Annotated in this window: 14 protein-coding genes; 1 reads left to right on the top strand and 13 read right to left on the bottom strand. The window is 57.3% G+C overall.

The features are described 5' to 3' along the window. Positions 1 to 149: 149 nt before the first annotated feature. From V9K67_RS19150 to V9K67_RS19105, 10 genes are all read right to left on the bottom strand, one after another. Complete coding sequence (locus tag V9K67_RS19150) at positions 150 to 485, bottom strand: L-rhamnose mutarotase (protein WP_336725241.1); 336 nt, start codon at positions 483 to 485, stop codon at positions 150 to 152. 111 nt (positions 486 to 596) lie between these two features. Continuing rightward, positions 597 to 2,363, bottom strand: coding sequence for a RagB/SusD family nutrient uptake outer membrane protein (locus V9K67_RS19145; protein WP_336725240.1), 1,767 nt, complete (start codon positions 2,361 to 2,363; stop codon positions 597 to 599). A 37-nt stretch (positions 2,364 to 2,400) separates the two neighbouring features. After that, positions 2,401 to 5,427: a SusC/RagA family TonB-linked outer membrane protein gene (locus tag V9K67_RS19140; RefSeq protein WP_336725239.1), complete on the bottom strand. Its 3,027-nt coding sequence runs from the start codon at positions 5,425 to 5,427 to the stop codon at positions 2,401 to 2,403. A gap of 375 nt (positions 5,428 to 5,802) precedes the next feature. Continuing rightward, positions 5,803 to 6,198, bottom strand: coding sequence for a hypothetical protein (locus tag V9K67_RS19135; RefSeq protein ID WP_336725237.1), 396 nt, complete (start codon positions 6,196 to 6,198; stop codon positions 5,803 to 5,805). A gap of 255 nt (positions 6,199 to 6,453) precedes the next feature. Beyond that, positions 6,454 to 9,981, bottom strand: coding sequence for a malectin domain-containing carbohydrate-binding protein (locus V9K67_RS19130; protein WP_336725234.1), 3,528 nt, complete (start codon positions 9,979 to 9,981; stop codon positions 6,454 to 6,456). A 105-nt stretch (positions 9,982 to 10,086) separates the two neighbouring features. Next, positions 10,087 to 11,007: an AraC family transcriptional regulator gene (locus V9K67_RS19125; RefSeq protein WP_336725232.1), complete on the bottom strand. Its 921-nt coding sequence runs from the start codon at positions 11,005 to 11,007 to the stop codon at positions 10,087 to 10,089. A 191-nt stretch (positions 11,008 to 11,198) separates the two neighbouring features. Further along, positions 11,199 to 12,239: an L-rhamnose/proton symporter RhaT gene (locus V9K67_RS19120; protein ID WP_336725229.1), complete on the bottom strand. Its 1,041-nt coding sequence runs from the start codon at positions 12,237 to 12,239 to the stop codon at positions 11,199 to 11,201. 136 nt (positions 12,240 to 12,375) lie between these two features. Continuing rightward, positions 12,376 to 13,521 carry an ABC transporter substrate-binding protein gene (locus tag V9K67_RS19115; protein WP_336725227.1) on the bottom strand — a complete coding sequence of 382 codons (1,146 nt, stop codon included), beginning with the start codon at positions 13,519 to 13,521 and terminating at the stop codon, positions 12,376 to 12,378. A gap of 161 nt (positions 13,522 to 13,682) precedes the next feature. Then, entirely contained in the window at positions 13,683 to 15,230 is a 1,548-nt protein-coding gene (locus V9K67_RS19110) for a RagB/SusD family nutrient uptake outer membrane protein (protein WP_336725225.1), read from the bottom strand. 12 nt (positions 15,231 to 15,242) lie between these two features. Then, positions 15,243 to 18,383, bottom strand: coding sequence for a SusC/RagA family TonB-linked outer membrane protein (locus tag V9K67_RS19105; protein WP_336725223.1), 3,141 nt, complete (start codon positions 18,381 to 18,383; stop codon positions 15,243 to 15,245). 271 nt (positions 18,384 to 18,654) lie between these two features. Between V9K67_RS19105 and V9K67_RS19100 the strand changes: the two genes are divergently transcribed. After that, the gene (locus tag V9K67_RS19100; protein WP_336725221.1) at positions 18,655 to 19,128 is read left to right on the top strand and encodes a DoxX family protein; all 474 of its coding nucleotides are present in this window, start codon (positions 18,655 to 18,657) and stop codon (positions 19,126 to 19,128) included. Positions 19,129 to 19,356: 228 nt separating this feature from the next. Here V9K67_RS19100 and V9K67_RS19095 read toward each other — a convergent pair whose 3' ends face one another. The 3 genes from V9K67_RS19095 to V9K67_RS19085 form a co-directional block, all read right to left on the bottom strand. Continuing rightward, positions 19,357 to 19,989 (bottom strand): OmpA/MotB family protein, encoded by a 633-nt coding sequence (locus V9K67_RS19095; RefSeq protein ID WP_336725219.1) that lies wholly within the window; start codon positions 19,987 to 19,989, stop codon positions 19,357 to 19,359. Further along, entirely contained in the window at positions 19,989 to 21,527 is a 1,539-nt protein-coding gene (locus tag V9K67_RS19090) for a MotA/TolQ/ExbB proton channel family protein (RefSeq protein WP_336725217.1), read from the bottom strand. Before V9K67_RS19090 ends, V9K67_RS19095 begins: the two co-directional genes overlap by 1 nt. Positions 21,528 to 21,709: 182 nt before the next feature. Further along, positions 21,710 to 25,051 carry a hypothetical protein gene (locus tag V9K67_RS19085; RefSeq protein WP_336725214.1) on the bottom strand — a complete coding sequence of 1,114 codons (3,342 nt, stop codon included), beginning with the start codon at positions 25,049 to 25,051 and terminating at the stop codon, positions 21,710 to 21,712. Between the last annotated feature and the right edge of the window lie 4 nt (positions 25,052 to 25,055).

The following is a 25,055-nucleotide window of genomic DNA, read 5'->3' as shown; positions in this document are numbered from 1 at the left end:
TGGCCATCTATGAAGGATGGAAACTTGCCCAGGAAGCCCTTAACCGGGCTGGGCCTTAAATGTGTCCTAACGGTAGCCCTATGTGGGGAGGGGGGGGTTTCGCCTTGGCGAAACCGGGGGAGAGGTTTTACGCCAGCCGGCTAACGCAATCAGTCTTTCAACGAAAATACCCGGTCCATCAGCACCCATCCCCGCTCTGCTGCCGGGTCCAGGCGCTGGAGGTAGTTCCACATCAGGTCTTCCCATTCCTGTACTTTGGGATTGCTGCCGTCCAGGGCGGCTTTGCGTTCAAAGCTGAACCCTTCTTCCACGTCGATGATCATGAACAGGCGGTTGCCCGTCCGGTAAATTTCCATATTCAAAATGCCGGCATCGGTGATGCTTTTTTTGATTTCCGGCCAGACGTTCTCGTGGTACCGGTCGTAGGCGGCAATGGATTCGGGGTCGTTTTTAATGTCCAGGGCAAGGCAATACTTATTCTTCATATGGGGCATGTTTGTATAAAATTGCGGGGGTAAAAATGAACTTTTTTTCCATAAAAAAAGGAACAGCGGGCGGTTCGCTGTTCCTTTTTTAAAAACGGTTGGTGTTACCGGTTAGTTATAACCAGGGTTCTGACCGAATTCGGCGGCATTCTTCAGGGCCTGCAGTTCCACCAGGGGAATGGGCCGCAGGATATGGTGCGCCTTCAGTTGCGTAATATCGGGGTTATATTTCTGCACGCGTTCCAGCAGCTTGCCGGTCCGCTTCAGGTCGAACCAGCGGATGTTCTCTCCTGCCAGCTCGCGGGCCCGTTCGTCGAGGATAAAGTCCAGGTCCACCTGGGCTTCGCTCACCTGCATGGCGGCCGTCTGGTCTACCGGCGCCTTGATGGCGGCGCGGGTCCGCAGGACGTTCAGGTAGCGGGCGGCCTCGGTTTTGTTGCCCAGCTGCAGCTCGGCTTCCGCGGCGACCAGGTACATTTCGGCCAGGCGCATCACGATCACATCCTTGAAGCCGGCCTGGGAGTTGGCCGCCGTGCGGTCGGGGTCCATGAACTTCTTCAGGTTGACAAAGTTCTGCCCGTTGCGGATGGTGCCGTTGGCGTTGTACATGCTGTCGCGGTCGATGACGATGTAGGGACGCTTGTCTTCGTCGGCAACGCTGCGCTTGGTGATCCAAAGAGCGGTATCGGTGTTGGCGCGCATCACCCGGTTGGTCAGGGAAGCGTCTTTCTTATAGGTGTTGATGTTGGCCGGAGTCCAGGTAAAGCGCTCGTCGGCAGCGGTGGCCGGGTCGTCGGCTTTATTGGCGAGCCATACTTCCTGGAAGGAACCGGCATAGCGGCTGTCGATCTGTTCGTTGTAAAAGTCCAGCAGGGCGCGGGTGGGCATCAGGCGGCGGTTGCTTTCGAAACCGTACTGGAGGCTTTGTACCAGGCCGGGCTTGTTGTTGTAGGGCGCCTGGAACACATGGAACAGGCGGTTGCCGTTGTCGTCGTAGTTGAGCTGCGGCGTCAGCGAGTTGCTCACCACGTACAGGGCTTCGCCCCCGGGCTGCCCCATTTTTTTGTTATTGGCCGGGTTCCACAGGTCGGCATAGTTGGGCCAGAGGGCCACTTTCAGCTCGGCCTGGCGGTCGATGACGGCTTTGGCCGCATCCCGGGCCTTGGTGAACCATTCCTGCCTTTCGGAGCCCGTGGCATAATACGCCCGGGACAGGTAGGCCCGTGCCAGCAGGCCCATGGCGGACTTTTTGGAGGCGCGGCTGTATTCATTGCCCCAGTCGGCGGGCAGGTAATTGGCGGCCACTTCCAGGTCGGAGATGATCAGCTTATAGAATTCGTCCACGGAGCTTCTTTGGGCCGTCAGCTCGGGGCTCTGGGTTTCGGTGGTGCGCAGCATCACCCCGCCGTAGGTCTCCACCACGTGCCAGTAGTAAAAGGCCCGCAGGAACCGCAGCTCGCCCTCGCGCTTGTTGCGCTCTTCCACGGTTTTAAAGCCGGCCTGGTCGATGCGGTTGATGCCGGCATTGGCCACGTTGATGGCCTGCCACAGCAATTTCCAGGCAGCCTTGTTGGGGTTGCCGTCGTTGGGCGACAGCCCGTCGTACTGGGTCAGCTGGCGGGCATAGGTGTTCTTATCGCGGTTGTACCACAGGTCGGTGCCGGCTTCGGACATGAAGATGCCGTCTTCCTTGCCGTACCAGGAGCGTTGTTCGGAATAGGCGGCGTTGACGGCCGTCACAAAACCTTCGGGGGTGGTCCATACCCCTTCGGCGGTGGCGCCGGAGGGGTTGTATTCATCCAGTTTGTTGCAGGAGGTGAATCCGGCCACTGCCAGGGCAAAGAGGCACGGGAAGAATTTATTGCTCGAAATTTTCATAATTGACTTGTTTGATTTTTTCGGAACGGGTATCGGTTTAGAAATCCAGGTTGACGCCAAAGACAAACTGCCTGCTCACCGGGGAAGACTCGCCGCCGCCGGTTTCGGGATCGTAATCTTTCAGCAGGTGGCTTTTTGCCTTGATGAACAGGTTATTGCCGGTGGCATATACCCGCAGCTTCTGCATGCGGAAGCGCTGGGAGATGGATTGCGGCAGGGTATAACCCAGGCTGACGTTCTTTACCTTGAAGAAGGAGCCGTCCACGAAGTTCAGCGACTGGTAGCCGATGTAATTGGTCAGGTTGGACTCGTTCTTTTTGGGACGCGGGAAATCGTTGGTGGGATTTTCCGGTGTCCAGTAGTTCAGGGTAGCCGGACCGTTGCCCATTCCGCCGGGGTTGAAGCGGCCGAGGAAGAGGGCGTCCACGGTTTGGCCGTAGCGGGCAAACAGGAAGACGTTCAGGTCGAAGGCCTTGTAGCTGAAGCTGTTCTGGAAGCCAGCCACCCAGGCCGGTACGGTCGAGCCGATATAGCCGCGGTCGTTGGTGGCGTCGATGATGTTGTCTCCATTACGGTCTTCTAGCTTGATGTCGCCGGGCACAAAGGTGCTGCCGGTGGCGCTCAGCTTTTTCACCAGTTCGGCCTGCTTTTCTTCCGAAAGTTGCCAGATGCCCAGCTTGTTATAGGAATAGAAGGAGGAAACCGGGTGGCCGATCAGCAGGGATTCGCGCTCGTTCACGACCAGGTCCTTATTATCGGGCAGGCTGGTGATCTCTTCCTTGTTGCGGCTGAACGTTACGGTCGACGACCAGTTGAAGTTGCGGCCCTTGATGTTCTGGCTGGTCACCGACACCTCGATACCCCTGTTCTTGGTTTCCGCGATGTTCTCAAAAACCGAAGCCACGCCGGAGGATTGCGGCAGCATTCTCAGGTACAGGATGTCCCAGGTATGGGTGTGGTAGGCGTCGACGGTGGCGCTGATGCGGTTGGCAAACAGGCCGAAGTCGAGGCCGGCATTGAGGGTGGCCGACTTTTCCCAGGTGAGGTTGGGGTTGCCGATGGTGGTTTTGAACTGGTACATCGGGGCGGGCACTTCACCGAACGCCAGGCGGGTGCTGGCGAGCAGGCCGCTTTGGGTTCCGTAGGGAGAAACGGTGGAGTAGTTGCCCGTGATGCCGTAGGAAGCCCGCAGCTTCAGGTTGGAAAGCTGCTTGATGTCCTGCAGGAAGGGTTCCTGACTGATGTTCCAGGAAGCGGCGGCGGAGGGGAAGAAATCCCATTTGCGGCCTTCAGACAGCCGGGAAGCGCCGTCGTAGCGGCCCGACATGGTCAGCAGGTATTTTCCGCGGTAACCGTAGTTCAGGCGGCCGGCATACGCCATGTTGGTCCAGCCCACGTAAGGCGAGCCGATGGTACGGCCGGCGGCATTGGTGGCGTTGAGGTCGTAAAACAGCTGGGAGGACAGGATCTGGCCGGTACCCGCAGCGCTTACGTTGTCCACGTCGCTTTTCAGGAACGAGGTGATACCGGTAAGGGTCACGCTATGGCCGCTCAGTTGGCGGGTATAGTTGATAACGTTGTCCCAGTTCAGGAAGCGCGAAAAGGCAGCGGCGGAGCTGGCGGAATTGATCTTGGCGTTCACCTGCGTCAGGGATTCGCGGTCATTATAGATACCCCGGCGGTTGAAGGTAAGGCTGGATCCGAAGTTGGACCGCAGGCTCAGGCCTTTCAGGGGGGTCAGCTCCAGGTAGCCGTTGGCCAGGATGTTGGTGCGGATGTTATTGTCGCGGGCAATAAAGGCGTTCTTTTCATCGGCCAGCGGGCTGATCCTGGACGGATCGCTCATCGGGTAGGTATTCACCACACCGTTGGCATCGTAGGGAACGCCCAGGGGAATCAGCGAGGTGGCGGTACCCATGGGGTCGCGCCGGTTGTTCTGGTTGCCGTAGGTGACCTGCGTCTGCACGCCTGCCTTGGCCCATTTGTTAATGGTCTGGTCCAGGTTGAGGCGGGCGTTGAAACGGGTAAAGTCGTTGTTGCGCAGCATGCCCTGCTCGCGGAAATAGCCGATGGACGAATAGACCTTGGTTTTTTCCGAACCGCCCCGCATGGACAGGGAATGGCTGTTCTGGATCCCGTTGTTGTTGATCAGGTCAACCCAGTCCACCCATTGGCCCGCCTGCACGGCATTCCATTCGGCGATCTCGGGGAAGATCTTGGCATCGTCGGCCGGGCTGGCCCAGTCGCCGGTGGTGCGCCAGGCTTCCCTGCGGAGGCGCAGGTAGTCTTCGCCAATACGCGATTTGGGATAGGTATACTGGTTGACGCCATAATAGCCATTGTAAGAGAAGCGTACTTTTCCTTCCCGCCCTTTCTTGGTGGTCACGATGATCACCCCGTTGGCGCCCATGGCACCGTAGATGGCGGTGGAGGAAGCGTCTTTCAACACGTCGATCGATTCGATGTCGTTGGTGTTGAGGTCGTCGATGCTGCCAACCTGGTAGCCATCCACGATGTATAAAGGGTCGTTGCCACCGCCGATGGAGCGGTTACCGCGTACCCGGATGCTGGAACCGGAGCCGGCAGCGCCGGAGCTGCGGGTAATGTCCAGGCCCGTTACACGGCCCTGCATGGCTTCCACCGCATTGTGGGTGGGAGTCTTTACCAGGTCGGCTGCTTTTACCGAGGCTACCGAGCCGGTCAGGTCGCGTTTTTTGACGGTACCATAACCCACGACCACCACTTCGTCCAGCTTTTTATCGGCATTGCTCAGGGTAATGGACAGGGTCGACTGGTTGCCGACCTTCACTTCCTGCTCGCCATAGCCCACGTAGCTCACCACCAGTACCGACTGGCTGGAGGGAACGGTAACGGAATAGGTGCCATCGGCGTTGGAAACCACGCTTTTGGGGGTTCCTTTCACCTGGATGCTCACTCCCGGCAGGGGCAGGCCGGTAGCCTGGTCCACGACCTTACCGGTGACCGTTTTCTGCTGGGCAAAAGAACTGAAGGAGGTTGCTAATAAAAATGAAAAGGCACAGATGCTCTTTGAAAGCGGTCTCACACACATACGGCTGTTGTTTTCTGCAATGAAATAATGGGTCACCCCCTGTACGCACACCGGTTGGGGCGGCCTACAGGCAGCAACAGTTTTTGTTGGTTGAATCCTTAAAATATAAGGGGAAGAGATTGTCCCGGTTACTCGAGTAAGTCCTTAGATCACCATTCCATACGCTACTGAAAAATCCTTATTGGAACAGGGTGTAAAAGTAGAATCCTTTACCGGTTGACGGGTAGCACCATTTTACTTTTTTCATGGACTATTTTACTGAATGTAACCGATTACGTAAAAACTTTAGGCAGTTGCGGCGGGTACGGGCGCCAAAAAAGGCCGGGGCAGGAAGCCGGCCTAAAGAATTGATCCTCAATTGGGGAACGGCTAATTATTCAGGTAGCCCTGGTCCACCCAGGCCTTGATCCGGCTGATCTCGCAATCGGGCAGCTTGGGACGCTTGTAGGGCATGGGCTTATAGCCCTTGGCATGGGTGATGGTGCCGACCAGCTTGCCGTTTTTGGCCACCTTCCGCACCCCCTCGTAGGTATCGAAATTGACGCCTTCCTCCTCGAGGCCGTTGCCGTGGCATTCAAAGCAATTGGCCACGAGGATGGGCCGGATGTCGGTAGCAAACTTCATGTTGGCCGTAGCGCAGGGAGCCTCCGGATTTTCAGGGGCCGGCGGCTTGGGGCTAAGGGTTTGCTCGTCCGTTTTGGAACAGGCTACAACGACCAGGGCGGTTACGGCCATTGTCAGCAGCGGGGAAAAGATCTGTTTCATATGACTGTTTTTTTCAGGTGCTTGTGGTGGTGCCGGCATAAAGCAAACCCGGCAAATAGGAACCGTTCCTTTTACCTGTTCTTTCAGTCATTCCTCCCTTCGAGGCTACTAAATGTACAACAGTTCTCCAGAGAATGAACAGCGGAGCATGGTGTACCGGCACCTGCACAAAAAAAGCCGGAAGCACCGGCCTTTGCGGCTCGATCCTTCCGGCTATAAAAAGCTTTCTGGTATATCGTACTTGGTACCTAAGACTTATTGTACTTCCAGGTAATCCAGTCCCAGCCCTTTGGCATCCACGCCCGTGAGCTGGATGGTGTAGGTGCCGGCATTGATGAACGAGCCGGTGGAGGCATCCACGGTAGCCCATTTTTCGGGGGTGGGCGAAAACTCCAGCGGCTGGATATGCATCAGCGTGCCGTCGTTGGCAAACACCTTCATGGTGGCGGCAACGGTTTTCCCGGTTTTATTGATGTAGCGGAATCGCAAAGAGTACCGGTCGGCTACGCCCACCTGCATCTTCCAGTCCACCGCGGCGTTGGCCTGCTCCAGGGTCACGTATTTCTTATTCAGGAACGGTTCCGGCGCCACGGCCACACCGGTCAGGCGGGCCTCCTCGGCTTCGTAGCGGGCGGTGGGCTTCAGGTCGTAAGCGGGCTCGATCTGCGACACGGGCTTGACAAAAATGGTGTACATGCCCGCGCCCGTTTGTCCCGGCACATGGCCGCCCAGCGCTACGCGGCTGCCTTTTGCAAATTGCTTGTGGTACAGCTTATAGGCATGGTTGCCGGCTTCCACGGTCAGCTTGGCGTCGGCAAAGCTGTCCAGCCAAAACGGCTGTTCCTTCATGCGGGTGTCGATGCCGACATAAACGTCGGCCGCCTCGCTCACCTGGAATCCCGGTTCATTGATCTTGCCCCGGATGGGTGCGGTGCGGATCCATTCGGCCCCGTACAGCACGGGGGGCAGGACGCTGAACCGCAGGCTGTCGCCGGCATATATGGCATCGCCGGTGGTCAGCCAGGAGCCGGCCAGCCAGTTGGAGGGGCCCTCGAGCCCGCGGATTACCAGCGGTGAAGCCGGGGCCGGCTGGATATTTTTATCCATCGTGGCAATGGCAATGGCCGAAAGGATGGCCTCGCCTGCCGGCACCTTCGGGAACGAAATTTCCAGCTGCCCGCCGGTCACCCGGGCTGTGACGGTCTTTTTCAGCGCACCGTCGTGGCCGGCTTCTTTCCAGATGTCCAGGTTTTTGAGCACGGTGCTGCCGTTCACGGCCACGTCGAACAGGCGCCAGCCGGCGCAGTTCATGCCGCCGCCGGTACCGTACCAGGGCTCGGTAAAATACAGCTCCAGGCGGTAATTGCCGTCAGGCAGGGGAAAGCGGTATTTCAGCTTGTCCATGCCGTAGCGGAAGGTCTGGAACAGGGCCCCGTCTGAAGTGCCCTGGATGGGATCGTTGGTAGTGCGCTGGCTGGCGAAATAAGCCGGCATGCCCTCAAAATCCTCGGTCCAGGACAGGGAGCCCCAGGAGCCTTTACCGCTTTGGCGGCGGTCGGCCATCCACACGTTGCCGTTGGCATCGCGGTAGTCGGGCCCGCCGCAGTTGACGCGATAGAGATAATTATAACCGGGAGCCGGCGCCGTAATATTTTTCTTTTCTTTCACCAGTTCCTTTCCATGCGGGGCCTCCGGCAGGTGGTTTAAAACAATATAGTCGCGGGCCACTACCTTTCCTCCTACCCGTCCTTCGGCGTACAGCACGTTGTAGCGGATGTCCACGCTGTCCCAGCGGAAGTGGGTGCCGATGCCGTTGCGCGTCCGCTTGCCCAGCGATACCCGCTGCACATCGTTGAACAGCTCCACCTCGTCGCAGTTGCTGTACACCACGATGCTGTTCTTGCGGCCGGGAGTGGTCCAGCGGTCGGCCCAGGTATGCGACACGAGGTACACCATCGGTTCCTTGTCTTTGGGGGCATAGTTGGCGCGGAACATATAAAACACGTCGAGCGGCTCGCCCCAGGGCGTCAGCAGGCCCTTGTAGTTGACGGGGCCTACGCGGTCCAGTTCGCGGAACCCTTCGCCTCCCTGTACGCGGCCGGGGTTTTCGTGCGAGCCGAACAACCAGTGGAAGTGGCCGGTGGTGCTGTCTTTCACGGATTCGGCCAGCCGCACTTTCAGCTCCATCAGCTGCGTCATGCGGTCCTCGCTGTAGATGCCGTTTTGCTGGAAGGGCCCGGAAGTGTGCAGGTCGAGGCTGCGCCAGGCGCCGTATTCACCCACCAGCAGCTGGCGTTTGAGGTCCTGCCCGTAGGCGTAGGGATCGCCGCCGTAGGTGCCGGTCCAGTTCTGGGGCACGTCCCAATCGGTGCCGGAGCCGCCGTTGCAGGTAGTCACCTTGCGCTGGCCCGAGGCCGTGGGGTCGAGCTGGCGTATCAGCTCGGTGCATTCGCGGGCAAAATCTTCCGGTATTTTACTTTCATTCTGTAGGCCCCAGAGAATGGCGGAGGGACTGTTGCGGCGCTCCCTGATCCAATCGGTCAACAGGGCTTTTGTATTGGCTTTGAATTGCGGGTTGTCGTACCAGGCATGGGCGGAGAGCTGCGGCCACCACAGGATGCCGAGGCTGTCCCACAGCTGCTGGAACCGCAGGTTGTGGGGCTGGTGGGCGTCGCGGAAGGCGTTGTAGCCGGCGGCCTTGATCTGCTGCACGCGGGCTTTTACCTGTTCGGCCGAAAAGGCATGGCTCTGTCCCATCAGGTGCTCGTACTCGCAGGTGCCGTTGATGAAAAGGGGTTTACCGTTGAGGAAAAACCGCTTGTCGCCTCCTGCCCTGCCCACGGGCCAGCTGATCCAGCGGATGCCATAGGGGGTGGTCAGTTCGTCCACCCGCTTGCCGCCTTCGCGGATCTCCGTCACCAGCGTGTACAAATACGGATCCTGCGGCGACCACAGATGCGGGTTGGTGATCGAGCCAAAATCGGCGGCAACAGTCGCCATCGTACCCGGCGCTACGCTAACCGTCTTTTGCACCTGTACCACCTGTTTCTTATTCCGGTCCAGCAGGCGCTGCACCACCGTTACCGGGCGGGGAGCCTTGCCGTAATTCTTTACTTCGGTAGTGGTATGCAACAGGGCCGATTTTTCGGAAATCTTCTCATCATTCCAGATATGCACGCCAAAGGGCTCGATGCGCAACGAATTCGTCGCCACCAGGTGCACGGGGCGGAAGATGCCCAGGGGCTGCGATCCTTCCGACCAGCCGCGGTCTTCCGAGCAGCCGCCGCAGATCCAGGGAAGGTCGTTGATCATGGCGGGGTGGTCGGCGCGGACGGCCAGGGTATTTTTACCGTTCGCTACCAGGGCCTCGGTAACATCCAGCGTAAAGCTGGTACGGCCGCCGGCATGATAACCCACCTTTTTGCCATTGAGCCAGATGGTGGCATAAGAGCCCACCCCCTCGAACCACAGGAAATAACGTTTGGCTTTATCGATGCCCCCGACGTTAAAAGTCTTGCGGTACCACGCATACCCATGAAGGTTGCCGTGGCGCAGGCGCCGGTAGCCTTCATACTGGTCCCAGTTGTGGGGCACATCTACCTGTTTCCAGCTTTGATCATTAAAAGAAATTTTTTCAAAGCCGGCAAATGCGGCCGTATCTTTTTCATGCACCGTGGTGCGCCAACCGGCATCGAGGGAGATATCTGACCGTAGCGGGGACTGGGCGAGAGAGGTAGTGCCCAGCGCTGCAACAGCGGTTAAGGAAAGGAGCAAATTCTTCATACGAACTTCAAAGATATAAGTTCAGAAGTTTACGGGTTTACAAGTTTACGAGTTTACGAGTTGTTACCCGGCCGGAAGAACTCGTAAGCTTGTAAACCCGTAAACTCAATCTTTTTTAATGCTTCTATATTTCGTCGGTGACACCCCTATGATCTTGCTAAATCGGCGGGAGAAATAATAAGGGTCGTCGAAGCCCAGGTTGAGGGCGATCTCCTTGATGGAGCGGTCGCTGAAGTCGAGCTGCTGGCTGGCCTTCTGCATTTTCATCTGGATGAAATAATCGATGGGGGCATAACCCGTTTTTTGCTTGAACAGGTTGGAGAAGCGCGAAGTGGAGTAATTGTAGGTGCGGCTCAGGTCGTTCAGGGAAATGTTTTCGTTGATGTGTTCCTGCATGTAGCGGATGGCGCTGTCGATGGCATCCATCTTGTCGGTGGCCTGCACGGCGGAGTGCCGCGAGTTGTAAATGAACAACGAAAGAAAGTGCGAAAGGCACATGTTGGCGAACACCAGGTTGTCGGTACTATACCCCAGCTCCAGGGTTTTGTACATGCGGGAAAAAAGGGCGAACACCTCGTCGCTGCCTTTGATGTAGGCCGGCTTAAAGTGCTCCTGCACCGACAGCATGCTGTTGAAATACGGCAGCTGCTCGCCCCCGAAATGCACCCAGTAAATGCTCCAGGGATCTTTGTCGGCACTGCCGTAGGCATGCTCCACGTTTTGCGGCAGGATAAAGAATTCGTTGGGGTTGACCTTGTATTGCTTGTCGCCGATCTTGTACCAGCCGTTGCCGTCGACGCAGTAAAACAAAAAGTTCTCGGGCAGGCCCTTTTTGCGGTAGGTATAGTGCCCTTCGGCCTTGGGGTAATACCCCAGGCTGGAGATATAGAGTTGCTTCAGCCAGGAATCGTTCTGCACCCGCGACTTCAGGATCGGTTTCGGTATCTCGATGCGCTGGCGCCCGATGCCGTGCCATATATTCTTGTGCGACCCTCCCTTTTTCGTTTGATCCGTTACTGCTGACATGCCCGCTGCGGTTTAGAGGGGGTAAATATAACGAGTTTACAAGTTTACGGGTTTACGAGTTTACGAGTTGTTACCTAGTTGAGATAGGTTGGAACTAAGTTTTAACGTTTAGCATTATTACTTTTTTCAACTAGGGTCTCGCGACATTGCCCAACTCGTAAACTTGTAAACCCGTAAACTCGTAAACTTTTTTAACCACCCAGGTAAGAACCGTAACTCAGGATCAGCACCGCCGCTACCAGCACGAAGAGCGCGGAAGCCAGGAGGCGGATGGTTTTGGGTTGGCAGTTCTTCCATTCCTTCATGACGAGGCCGGCAACGGTACTGAACAGTACCAGCATGATCATGTGGATGGCCCAGCTGGTGAACTGGTAGTGGCCCATGCGCAGGTGGCCCAGGCCGTAAAAGAAGAACTGGCCGTACCACAGCAGGCCGGTCAGGGCCGCCATGGCAAAGTTGAGCGGCAGGCGGAAGCCGCTTTCGCCGGCAGGCACCCGGGTATATTCACCAAAGGTTTTTTGCTTCGTGTGCAGGTAAATGCAGTAAATAAGGGTGGTGAGGAAGGCGCCGGTATTGGCGAAAATGTAAATGACATTGCCCTGGTAATTGTCGGCGCCGTATTTGGCGGCCACCTGCGCCAGCGGCTGGCCCTGGTCGAGGGCAAACCCATAAACGGCGGAAAGGATGCCGGCCAGCAGGCAGAGCGGCAGGCCCTTGGCCAGGGAAAAGGACGTGGACGATCCTTCTTTTTGAAGGTCCAGCTCCTTATGACGGCCCGACAGGCCGCAAAGGGCGATGCCCACCACGCCGAGCGCAATGCCGGTAATCACCCATTCGCTTCCCGGTTTTGAAAAGACACCGGCCAGCTCACCGCGTACAAAGGGCGGCAGCAGCGTGCCCAGGACGCAGGAGATACCTACCGAAATGGCATAGGTAAGCGAAAAGCCCACATAACGGATGGCGATGCCGAAGGCCGTGCCGCCGATGCCGTAGGCCGCGCCCAGGATAAAGGTCTTCCACATGGCATCCTTGGGTGCTTCCCGGAGCACTTCGCCCAGCTGCGGAATCGTGAACCAGGCCACCAGCAACGGCAGCACCAGCCAGCAAATAAGGGCCTGGGCCAGCCAGAAGGTCTGCCACGACCAGCGGGTTACTTTTTTCTGGGGAGTATAGCACAAAGCGGCATAAGAAGCGCCGGCAGCATGGAAGAGCACACCTGTTAGTAGTTCCATATGACAATGTTTGCAAGTAGGTATTGAAGAGCCACAAGTCGCAATTTCATTAAAGGTTTTTACTGCAGACCTGCATTTAACATTACGTTAGGGCAGCCCACTTCCTCCCCGCAAGAGGAGGAAGCGGGCTGCGCCGTTATTTCTGGCTGTTGCGGTAAAGCTCATTGATCTTGTCCAGCACCTTTTCGGGGTTGCCGCCGTTCATCAGGTATTCCTGTACCGGGTCGCCGGCATGGTCCTGGAAGTGCAGGTACCCATTGTAGCGGGGACGCATGTAGCCGCGGTCCAGGGCCGGAAGGGTTTTTTGGAAATAATCGTTGGTCAGGACGTTGGCCTGCTCGTCGGTCCAGGCCAGGCGATGGCCCGGCTGGCCGCCATGCTCCACGTACACCGACGACTGGAACGGTCCGGACACCACCATTTCGGAAAACTGCACCGCCAGCTCGGGGTGACGGCTGAAGGCCGATACGGCCAGGCCGGTGCCGCCGATAGTGGTGCGCAGGCGGCCCGCGTCGCCAATGGATACCACGTCGGTATACAGCAGCAGGTTGCGGGCATAGCCGCGGCGCGAATAGTTGGAATAACCATACGCAAAGGGGCAGTACCAGTAGTCGTCCGATTTCGACATCACTTCCGCTACGGCAATGGGGTTGTAGCCAAACATGGAGCGGTCGACTTTCGACCAGAGTTCGTACATGGTTTCGAGAGCTTTGACCCCGGTAGCGCGGTCGATCACTTCAGTGGGCGACTGGAAGGGCTCCTGCCCTGCCGCGATGCAGAAGGTATAAAAGTTCATCAGCAGGTCAATAGGGATCGCCGGTACGGCTACCTTGCCTTTGGCTGCCAGCTCGAGCACCTCGTTCCAGGTTTGGGGAACGGGCACGCCGGCCTTCTGCAGCAGGTCGGGCCGGTACGAAGCCACGGGGGTGGCCGCGTCGATGGCTAGGGCCCACTGGTGGCCGCCGTAGTTGTAGCTGATATGCGATTCGCCTACCGAATGCTGGTGCTGGTCGCTGAGGTAGTCTTCCGACAGGTATTTGTCCAGGGGCAGCACGCAGCGGGTGGCGGCGGCGCAGCCCACCCAGGGGTGGTCGATGATCAGCAGGTCGTAGTGTTCGGTCAGCTTTTCAATGGGAAAGTCGGCAAATTCCTGCAGCGACCTTTTCTTCCATTGGATCTCCACTTCGGGATGGAGCTCATTAAAACGCTGGGCGGCCGCCAGCAGCGGCGTAATGCCGCGGCTGTGGCCCCAGGTAATTCCATTTAAAACGATTTTAGACATTTTCTGATTTTACAAGTGTGCAAGTTTACGGGTTTAAGCGTTACGTTCACCTGTTCACCTGTTTGCTTTGGAGTTCTGTTTTGCTTTTCACTTAGGGAACAGGCCTTCCTGATTCCCAATGAACCAATTAACGAATTCACTAATCCCTATTCCATGCCATGCTAATTCTGCTTCAACTGCGGATTGGCATCGAGTTCGGATTGCGGGAAGGGCAGCACGTAGTCTTTCTCGGTGAACACCAGCTTCTTGTTTGCCGGGGTGGTTATGGTGGGCAGCTTGATGTGGGCGATGCGCCAGCGTTTGAGGTCGTTGTAGCGCTGGCCTTCCAGGGCAAACTCCACTCTCCTTTCGTGGCGGATATAATCCCGCAGCTTTTCCTTCGTATTGTACCGGGCCTGGTCCACCTTGGGCATGTTGATGCCGGGGCGCTGGCGTACCTGGTCGATGGCATCATAAACGGAGGCGTCCGGGCCGCTCACTTCGTTCTTTGCTTCGGCATACATCAGCAGCACGTCGGCCCAGCGCAGGTGGATGTAGTCCTGGTCGGTGGCGTTGGCGGTGGTATTGGAAAAAGGCGCCTGGGAGAGGTCCACGTATTTTTCCATCAGGAAGCCGGTATTGGTGTTATAGCTGCCGGTGTAGTCCACCCCGGTGGCGGGGTTCTTCCATACTTCCCCGGGCAGGCGCATGGTCAGGTCCAGGCGCGGATCGCGGTTGGCATAGGGGTTGGCGGCACTGTACAGGGGCGACTCGGAAGCCGGCTTGCCGTCGGTCATTTCGTAGTCGTTGGCCAGGTCGGCCAGGGGCTGCATCATGGCCCACCAGCCCAGCTCGATGTTCATGCCGGCGGCCTGCGGGCTGGTACGCTGCAGGCTGGACGGCGCCAGGTACTGGGTGGAAAAGAGGATCTCGGCGTTCACGGCCGCCTTGGCCTGGCCGGCGGTGCGGAACAATTCGGAAAAATTGTTCGACAGGGCGAATTTGTTCCCGTTGTTCTTAAGGAGCGCATCCAGCAGGGCGAGGGCTTCGCTCCACTTCTGCTCCGTGAGCAGCACCCGGGCCTTCAGCGCCTGGGCGCTGGCTTTTACCGCGTTGCCGGAGTATTTGGTGTCCGGCAGATTGGCAATGGCATAATCCAGGTCTTCTTCGATAAACGCATACACCTCTTCTTTGGAGCTTTTGGCGATCCTGGATTCCTCCAGGGTTTTGGGAAAGCTCTTATACACCACTACGCCGCCGAAGGTCTGCACCAGGTCGAAATACGAGAGGGCCCGGATGAAGCGAACCTGGGCTTTATAGCCGGTCAGCTTATCCGCCGCCACCGGGGCTTTGTCCACGTTGTCCAGGAAGAAGTTGCAGGAGGAAATTGCCCGGTAGGGCGTTGCGTACATATTGGGGATGGCGCCGGACAGCGTGGCCGAGATGGTGCCGATGGACATGGTGTTCAGGTTGGCCTGGTTGCCGTTGGGCTCCAGTATGGCGTTGTCGGTCAGCCCGTCCAGGTACACCCGTTCGTAACCGAGGAAGTTTTGCTGCAGGCGGGAATAGACCCCTGCCAGGGCGGATTTCACATCGGTTTCCGAGGCCCAGAATACCTGGGTGGAGACGCTGGTCAAGGGGTTTCTGTCCAAAAAATCTTTTTTGCAGGAGGCCGCTGCCAGCAGCATAAAGGCGGACACTCCTGTGATCAGTTTATGTTTAATGGTCATGGTTGGTAGCATTTAAAACTTAACATTTAATCCGGCGTTCAGGATGCGGGCTTGCGGGTACTGGGCAAAGTTGCCGGTAGTGCTGCCGCGTTCGGGATCGCCGCCTTCGTAATCGGTTATGGTGAACACGTTGTCGGCGGAAACGTACACGCTCAGGCCGGTGGCCTTCAGGCGGGAATAGACCGACTGGGGAAAGTTGTACGACAGCATGACGTTTTTCAGGCGCAGGTACGACGCATCCTGCAGGAAGTAGGTAGAGCCGTAATAAGCGTTGGCCGCTGCATAGCCGGTGGTATACATAGCCGGCAGGGTGTTGGAGCGGTTTTCCGGCGTCCAGGCATTCCGCCATTTGGTGGTGGGGGCGGATCCCTGGTTGAAGGGCTCGACGCCCCAGCCGGTTACCCGGTTTTTCTGGCCCTGTACGCCCTGGAAGAAGGCCGTCAGGTTAAAGCCTTTATAGCCGGCGTTGAGGCCGAACGAATAGATGTAATCGGGATAAGCGCCTTTGACCACCACGCGGTCGTTGCCGTCGATGACACCGTCGGGCTTGCCGTTAGGACCGGAGACATCCTTCATTTTCAGGTCGCCGGGTTTGGGGGTCTTGTTGTCGTTATGTACGGGCACATTGGGGTTGCCGATGTCTTCCACCTGGAAGATGCCGTCCCACACATACAGGTAGTGGGCGTCGATGGGGTAACCCACGTCGCGGATGGAGCTGCCTTTGGAGGGTACGCTGATCTGGGTGATCTTGTTTTTGGCAGTGGAGAACTGCCCGTTGACGCCATAGCTTACTTTGCCGATGGTATTCTGGTGCGACAGTTCCAGCTCGATGCCCTGGCTGCGCGATTTGCCCAGGTTGAAGGTGGGTGCATTCAGGCCCAGGCTGGACGGGATGAGCTGGGAGGCCAGGATGTCGTAGGCATTGCGGCGGTACCAGTCGAAGGTGACGCCCAGCAGGCCGTTGCGCACGTTCAGGTCGAAGCCGAAATCCAGCACCCTTGAGGATTCCCATTTAATGCTCTGGTCGCGGAAAGTGCTCAGCACGGCGCCCTGCGATACGCTGGTGCCCGAATAGGTAAAGGGATAGGCGACGTTCAGGGACAGGTTGTCCTGGTACAGGTAGGTGCCCACGTCCTGGTTGCCCAGGGTGCCGTACGAGGCGCGGAGCTTCATCTGGGACACCCAGTCCAAACGGTCGCGGAAAAAGTCCTCCTGCGAGATTACCCAGCCGGTCGACACCGAGGGGAAGGTGCCCCAGCGGTAACCCGGCGACACCTTGGACGTGCCGTCGCGGCGGATGTTGGCTTCCACCAGGTACTTGCCTTTATAATCGTAGTTGATGCGTCCGAAGAGCGACTGCATGGCCCATTCGGAGGGATCGGACAGCGACGGCAGGCGGGGATGGGTAAAATACAGCGACTGCAGGTTGTCGTTGGTATACGCTCTCAGGTCCTCCAGCACGGGCGCCACGGTATTGGCCCTGCGGGCCCGGAGGTTCTGCTGCCTGTTGAACAGTTGCTCGTAGCCGGCCAGTACCCGCAGGTTATGATCCTGCCCTAACCTGGTATCGTAGGTCAGCGTGGAGTAAACGGTCGGCTGGAGCACTTTGGAATATTGTTCCGTCACCCCCAGCACATCCGGGCCGAAGGAGGAAGCAATGTAATTGCCGTTGGCGTCTTTCTCTCGGAACAGGAAGGCCTCGTAGGGGTGCTGGTACATTTTATAGTACTCGTCCACGTAGTTCAGGGCTACTTTCGACGACCAGGTCAGCCCTTTCAGGGGCGTTACGTCCAGGAATGCCTGGCTGTTGATGTTGTACTCCTTGGTATTCTGCCAGCCCATGGCGTAGTATTCCTGCGGGTTGCGGTTGCGGCCTTCGTTCTGGTAAGCACGGGAGGCAATGCGGCCGCTGCCGTCGGGCAGGAAGGGCCCGTACAGGGGGCCGGCGGCATAAATGGACAGCGCCATGCCTTCGCCGGTGAAGGGCGGCTCCTGCCGGTCCTTGTAGGTCAGGTTCATGATGGTGCCCACCTTTATGGCCTTGCTGATCTCGCTGGTGTAGTTCAGCAGGGCATTGTAGCGCTTGAACTTATAGCCTTTGATCATGGCGTTCTGGTCGAGGTAGCCCAGCGAAATGTTGTAGGTATTCTTCTCGTTGCCGCCCGAAACCGACAGGCTGTGGTTGGTGACCGTGGCCGGGTTGATGTAATAATCGACGTTGTCGAAGTTGGGAAAGGCGTTGCGGTCGGTAGCGTTCTTGTACCGGGCGATCTCGGCCGAGTCGTACTTGAAGGACAGGCCCTGGCGGATGGCGGCCTTGTTGTACATTTCCATGTACTCGGCCGAATTGGTGATCAGGTCGGGCAGGGCCGTCGGCAGGTGGCGGGCCACGTTCACGCGGTAGCTGACGGTGGCCTTTCCTTTTCTTCCTCTCTTGGTGGTCACCAGGATCACGCCGTTGGCGGCGCGGGCCCCGTAAATAGAGGCCGAGGCGGCGTCTTTGAGCACGGTGATGTTCTCGATATCATCGGGCGAGAGGTTGTTAAAGGACCCGGTCACCCCGTCGATCAGCACCAGGGGGGAGGTGCTGCCGCCGAAGGTGGACCTTCCGCGGATAAGGAAGTTGGGGTTGTCGCGGCCGGGTTCGGCGGAGGGCTGCGTTACCTGCAGGCCCGTTACGCGACCCTGGAGCAGGTTGGCGGCATTGGGCGCCGGCCGTTCGGTCAGGGTTTTGCCCGTTACGGTGGCTACCGACCCGGTCAGGTTGGCTTTCTTCTGGGTGCCGTAGCCTACCACCACCACGTCCGTCAGGGTGTTGGCGGCTTCTTTCAGGCGTACCTGCACCGACGGCTGGCCGGAAAGGCGGAGCTCCTGTTCGTCCATGCCTACATAGGAAAAGACCAGGGTGGCATTGGCGGGGGCGTCGAGGCGGAACGAGCCGTCGGGGCCGGTGACGGTGCTTTTCGAAGTGCCTTTTACCTGCACGGTCACGCCGGACAGGGGTTCGCCCTTGTCGTTGGTAACGGTACCGGTAACGGGATTGGCCTGGAAAAAATGGTGGAGGCCCAGGGGGTTATGGGCAGCATGGGGCGAGGCGATCACAGGGACAGACACGATCAGTGCTGCGCCTACGGCAAGCAACAATTGCTTCATACGCAAATCGTTAATTAAAATCGTTAGAAAATAGGAGCAGTCGCCGGGCCCGCTTCGGGTCAACCGGCACAGGATAAAATTAGAAGACCCGCACGTCCATGACAATGTACGGATTTACTGAAATGCTGGATTATTTTACTGTTTTTGCCGCTGCCCCCCCTGCCCGGGCGGGGGATAGCCTGCAATAGGTTGGTACTCAGCAGCAAATTGCTCCAAATAATATGAGTATATTAGTAGGTGGATCATTTTTTTCACCTCTAAACCGAAATCTATGGACCTTATTCATCGCGTCGAACACTGGGGCGACACCCACCACCCGCTCTGGATGGATTTTGTACGGATCGCCCTGGGCATCTTTCTGTGCATAAAAGGGATCCAGTTCCTTCAAAACATGAGTGTATTGCAGGGCATGATCACCGACCGGACCTCCTTTGATTCGTTCAGCCTGTGGATGATCACCCACCTGATCGTATTTGCCCATATCGGCGGGGGTGTGCTGCTGATCCTGGGCATGCTGACCCGTTTCGCCTGCCTCATCCAGATTCCCATCCTGCTGGGCGCCGTCTTTTTCATCAACAGCTCCCCGGATGTGATGCGGCCCTATGGCGAGCTGATCCTTTCCATCGTAGTCCTGCTGCTGCTGTGCTACTTCCTGGTGGCCGGCAACGGTCCCCTCTCCTTCCAGTGGTTCATTGACCGCGACCAGCGGTCCGACGTGCCCGAAGACCGCACGACGAATTATTAGCCTCACCCCCGGCCCCTCCCGCTAAGGCGGGACAGGTTCTCCATCTGGAGAGGGTTGCCCAAATCAGAGGCTATTCCTATTGGTGGGAACAATGGGAATAATTAAATGAAACAGCCTTTTCAAATTTGAAAAGGCTGTTTCATTTAAGGAAAATAATGGTCTCAAAACAATAGGAAAAGACTGTAGTTTGGGCACCCCTCTCCAGATGGAGCGGGGCCGGGGGTGAGGCTAATCCTGCAGCCTTTTGGTAAATTCGCTCAGCTTTGGAATAATGGAAATCTCGATGCGGCGGTTGAGGGCCCGGTGGGCGGGGGTGATGTTGTCGGCTACCGGCTTGCGCTCGCCGAAGCCCGAGGCGATGATGTCGTACCGGGGCAGTTGGAAGCCGTAGCCTTCCGACCAGATGCGGGTGATGCAGAGGGCCCGGTTGTAGCTGAGGATGTTGTTGTAGTCGTCATCGGCCACGTCGTCGGTATGGCCCTCCACCAGGATGGAGTACTTGGCAAAGTTGGAATCCGCGTCCAGCACTTTCTTGAAGCTGCGGCCGATGGCCCGGATATTCCGGACCGCTTCGTCCGACTTCAATTCGTAAGAAGCCGTTTCGAAGTAAAAATCCCCTTTGAGCTTTATTTTTTCCTTGTTCGAAAAGTCGATCTGCAGGTGGTTGCGCTCGAATTCATTTTTGAGGGATTCGTTGATGCGGATCACTTCCTTTACGAGGGTTTCGTACTTCCTGCCCGCTTTTATTTTGTTGTTGTACTCCAGGAACATGTAGCCGCCCAGGCCGAGGGCGATGAAGAACAGCACCATCATGAAATCCACGTAGGAGGGCCAGAAGTAGTCGTTGTTCTGCTCGTCCATCAGCGGCCCTCCCCTTTCTTCTTCCCTTTAAAAAGACGTTGCACCAGCTGGAAGGACCACTGGCCCCAGGAGCGCGGTTCGGTCAGGAGCTGCCGGCTGGTTTCCTGTACCATGCGTTTATTGGCTTCGATGGTATTTTCCAGGGCCCGGGGCAGGTCGTTCCGGAGGAATACGTTCATGGTGTTGAGGGAATCGGAAGTTTTGGAAAAGGCAGGAATCAGCTGGTGGGATACCTTGTCGTTGAGTTGCGCAAAGGCGGTGGCCAGCTGGCGGATGTTTTCCGATTCCTTTTCCACCGAGGCCTGGATGATCTGGATCTGGCGGGCGAAGTCGCGGTAGCCCTCGGTGTCGAAGGTGCGTTCCACCTGTTCCACCAGCTCCTTTTTCACGACGCCTACGGTATGGACGTACTCGGTGCCCATAGTTTTCAGCTCCTCGTCGAAGGAGGCGCTGATGGCCGAAAAGGCGTTCATGCGCTGCTCGCCCGTTTCGATGAAGCGGCGGATGGCCAGGCCATAGTCGGCAAATACCTGCTTGTCGGCCGTAAGGTCGATGATGTTGTTGTGGGCCCGTTCTTCGAGCTTGCGGTAGGCGGTTAAGAGGTCTTCCAGGAAGCGGACGTTCTCGCGGTGGTGGGCGGCGGAGTCGTCGAGGGATTGTACCAGCCGGGACGCGGCCGTGGAAAATTCGGACACCAGGGCGGGCTGGAAGGTGATGCCCTTTGAAATTTCGTTGAGGCTTTCCAGCTTGTCGATATAGAGGTTCAGCTTTTCGAGGTTCTGGCTGTTGCGTTCGATGATGTCCTTCAGGCCGTTGTGGTACAGCAGGCTGATCTGCTGGTTGATCTGGCGGAACTCGCTGGTATAGTTCTCGAACTGGTGGAAATAATCCTGGCTGAAGTGGTGCAGCGAGGTGGCTACCAGCGCCACGGTCTCGTCCTTCAGGGTAGGCAGCAGGGGCGAGAGGTGCGTATTGAGGAAGGACAGGAACAGGTTCATGCTGATGTCCCGTTCCATCTTGCAGTGGTTGTTGTAGTAGTTGCCGATAATGGTGCAGGTGATTCCCGAAAGGGTGCCGATAAAGGCGATGGACGAACTTTTGGAAATGATGTTCAAAAAATCCGCCGCTTCGGCCGTATCGGTGGATTGAAAATTGAAAAAGGCAAAGAACAGTCCCAGTACCGTACCCGCCAGGCCAATCAGGATGGGGATGGTGGCAAAGAAGCCGGCCAGGCTGTCGTGCACCCGGCTGCGGTCCTTGATCATCAAAAATATTTGGGAGATGTCGGGTGTTTTGTTGTTGAAGTAGTGGCTGCTTAAATAGCGGTTGATCTCGTCGTTGATGCGGGAAAGATCGCCCGACTTGCTTTTGGAATGGATGTAATGACGCCCTTCGTTCTCGGTGACCTCGTAGGGACTTTCGGAAGCCGAAAAGATGTTTTTTATTTTATTGCCCATGGCAATGGTGCGCCCCAGGAAAATGATTTGCAGGAGGATAACGATGCCTAATAGAAGAAAATGCAGATCCGGACTACCCATCAGAAGTGTATCAGGTTAAATGGTTTCTTGGTAAAAATTTTCTAATAGAACGGTTATTTAATGGTAAGGCGTACCAGATCACCGTTTGGGATCTGGTACGCCAAGCTAATAAAAACGGTTGAGAAGTATAAAGGTTTCTTTCCTTACTTCGTACTTCTAACCTCGTACCTCGTACTTGCTCCTTAGGCCTCCCGGGTCATTTCATTGATGATGCCCTGGAGTTCGTACATCAGCAGCGAGGCCTGCAGCTGGCGCATTTGAACGCCCGATTCCTTCATGCCGCCGGCAATGAAATTCTGCAGCTTGATGTAGTCCTTGTCCTCGATCTGGCGCCGCAGGTACTTTTCCATCTTGTAGATCTCCACCTCCGAGGTGCTGTGAAAGAGCAGCTGGAACATCTGCGGGTCGCTTTTGACCATGTTGTGGAATTCCACCAGGAACTCGCTGAGCAGGTAGCTGCCCTTCTCGGTATTGATGGAAATGGTCGACTCGCCCCGGATATTGCCCACCAGGCTGTCGTAAGGCAGCTCGTTGATGTTCTCGCCAATGATCTCCTTCTGCACCGAGGTGTTGTCGGCCGACAGCTCGTGGGCATGCTGGGGATCGTCCAGGAACCGGACGCCGCCTTTTACGGTATCTTCCTTCAGGCTTTCGGAAAACTCGATGGAAATGTCCTTGCCGAAGATCAGGCGCACAAACTTGTTGAAGGTATGCCGCTTGGCCTTGAGCGAAAAATGGTACTGCGTTTCGTTCGACATGATCTGCTCGAACATCTTGGAGCCGTTGCCCGAGAACTGGATGATGTCGGGGTAGATATCCTCCTTCTTCTCCCCTGCCGCATCGCGGTTCAGGTCGAGCACCAGCTTCACGTATTTGAGGATGCTGAATCCGAAGAAGCAGATCACGGGGGCGCAGGCCCGGATGATGTCGTTCTTCTTGCGCTGGTCCTGCTTGATGAAGAACTCGTGGCTGTTCTGCTTTTTACGTTTCTTGTCCGCGGGGTCCACTTCCGGCTCCTCGAGCGCCCATACTTTCCTGTTGTGGTAAAGCGGGTTGTTCACCTGGTTGTACAGGTCGCCCAGGATGTTGCGGCCGGCAATAGGCAGCGACAGCTTCAGCTGGGGGGTGGTGCCTTTCATCAAACAGATGTCGGTGGTACCGCCCCCGATGTCGATATTGAGGATCTTGTTGGTGTTGCTGCTGGAATAATAGAGCGAATTGATAAAGGGTGCGATCGATTCGTCGAGGTCGAAAATGTTGTTGCGCAGCGTGGGAAACACCTGCAAACTCTGGTCGTTCCAGATTTTCCGGATGTTCTGCAGCTGCACCTTGTCGAAGGCCAGGGGGTAGAACCAGATCAGCTTGATGTTGTTCAGGTTCATGTTTTCCTCCTTCTCCAGCAGCAGGTATTTCAACAGCAGCAGGTTGGAGGTGATGAAGTGCGATACCCATTCGAAGGCCTGGGCCCGGAAGGCTTCGTTGTTGATGTCCCACTTGAACTCGGTGCGCACCTCGTTGGGCGTTTCCTCGGGGTACGGGATCTCGGGGTGCAGGTAGGGATTGAAGTTCACCCAGTCGCGGAAGCTGCTGGTGCCCTTCGAATAGCTGATGACGCTGCGGAAGATCGGGTTGCGGTACCCCTGGGGCTCGAAGAAGTAGCGCGAGAACACGTCGTGGTAGCCCTCGTTCAGCTCCTTGATGCGGGTGCCGGCGGGGAAGGACGTCAGCTCGCCCAGCGTTTTGAAGTCGGCGATCTCGATGGGGTTGTTGGCGCCGGTGAACTTGTAGGCCACCACGGTGTTGGTGGTGCCGAAGTCCATGCCGATGCGCACGCCCGTATCCTTGTTGTAGTTGTACACCTTGCCCACGAATTTGGGCACGAGGCTGAAGACGAAGGGTTCTTTCTGGGCGCCCAGCTCGAACGACACCTCGATGCGGCGGAAAGGCCCGCCCAGGCGGTAGTTGCGCAGGGCGTCGAGGGCGTTGCTGTACAATTTTTTCTTGCGCAGCTGCTGGTCGGCTTCTTCTGGTTTCACCTCCTGGTTGCCTTTTCCAAAAAAGCGCAGGCCGCTGCGGACGGGGAAGTTGGGGTTGCCGGTTTCGTCGAACAGGCTCACGAAATACGGCAGGTCGCCGATGCTGTCCTTATAGCCCCCTTCCGACAGGTTGGAAATGTAAAAGTTGGGGAACACCTTCACGGCCCAGGCGGCATCCACCAGGTCCTTGATCACGTCCCGGGGCTCGTAGAGGCGGGAGAGGCGGATCGGCTTTTCACGTGCCTGCAGCTGCACCTCCACTTCCGCCCGGTATTTTCCGAACTCGTCTTTCACCGACAGGTTGGTCTCGAACTTCGGGTGCTGGTTTTCGTCCCAGTGCTGGTCGTTCTCGAAATAAAGGTTCGCCAGCGGCACGGCGAAATGCTGGTTGTGGGTCTGCTCGATGACGCCCAGGTAGAAGGCGTCGGCATTGAGCTCGTAGGGCATCTGCAGCAGCCGCGGGGTGAAGAAGTCGCCTTCGTGCACCCACTGCTGCTTGATGATGGTATTGGGCAGCACGCTGCGGCTGTGGGAAAAAACGTCGTTGTAGGCCGTTTTGAGTTTGAGCGGGAAGCCCGAAACATAGTTCTCCCCTCCCTTGTTGAAGCCGCCGATCACCACGCGGTTGCCCGAGTAGAAATAGGGCGACTGCAGGCTGTGGCGGGCTTTCAGCTTGCGCAACTCGAAGGCGGGCTGGCCGGCGGTGAACTTCGCCCGCAGGTTGTCGTGGCGGCTGTCCTCGTCGTCGGACGAATACGCCCGGGCCTGTGGGTCCAGCTCCAGCGCTTCCAGGTCGTCCTCGCCCAGGGCCTGCAGGTCGCTGGTGGCGTTGAGCAGGGCAGTCTTGAAGTGCTGGGTGGGGTGCTTTTTGTCGCCGGGCAGCTGCTGCGCCAAGAATTTCAGGTACGCCAGGAACTTTTCGGGGCGGCTGCCTTTCAGGAAAATGTCTTTGGCGTTGCGGTCGAACAGGCTGCGGGTCTCCCCCATGGGAAAGCTCTGGGAAATATAGTGGTAGGCCGGGTACACCAGCGTATAGGGCGAGGTGGAGCCCAGGAGGCTGGAGGGCGCCCCGGCTTCCTTAACCTTGATGAGGGTGGGCAGCTCGTAGTCGAAAAAGGTGCGGGTAGCCCGGGCGAAGATGTTGTCGGCGCTGAACTGCGGCACTTCGCTGAACTCGAGCTCCTTGCTGTAAAAGTTTTGGTAGAACAGCAGCTCCAGCAGGTCGAAGGTGTAGTTGATGATCCGTTTTTCTTCGGCCGTCAGGGTCTTTTCCAGGGCGGCGTCGCCCTTCCATTTGGAAAAGGCCATTTCCACGAACTGCATGCGGGCCCAGGGGGTGGGCAGGGCGCTGACTTCGTCGATGCGGTCGTTCTCGTCCAGTTCTACCGAAACGTTGGTCATGGTATATTTCTGCCACCCGAGCTCGGTGCTCCGGATCTCGCGGGCGTATTCTTCGGGCAGCAGGCTTTTCAATGCATCGCTTGACATAATA

The organism is Huijunlia imazamoxiresistens, from assembly GCF_037132455.1.
Taxonomy (GTDB): domain Bacteria; phylum Bacteroidota; class Bacteroidia; order Chitinophagales; family Chitinophagaceae; genus Flavisolibacter; species Flavisolibacter imazamoxiresistens.
The sequence above is the reverse complement of the archived record's forward strand: the minus strand, read 5'-3'. Positions and strand labels throughout refer to the sequence as shown.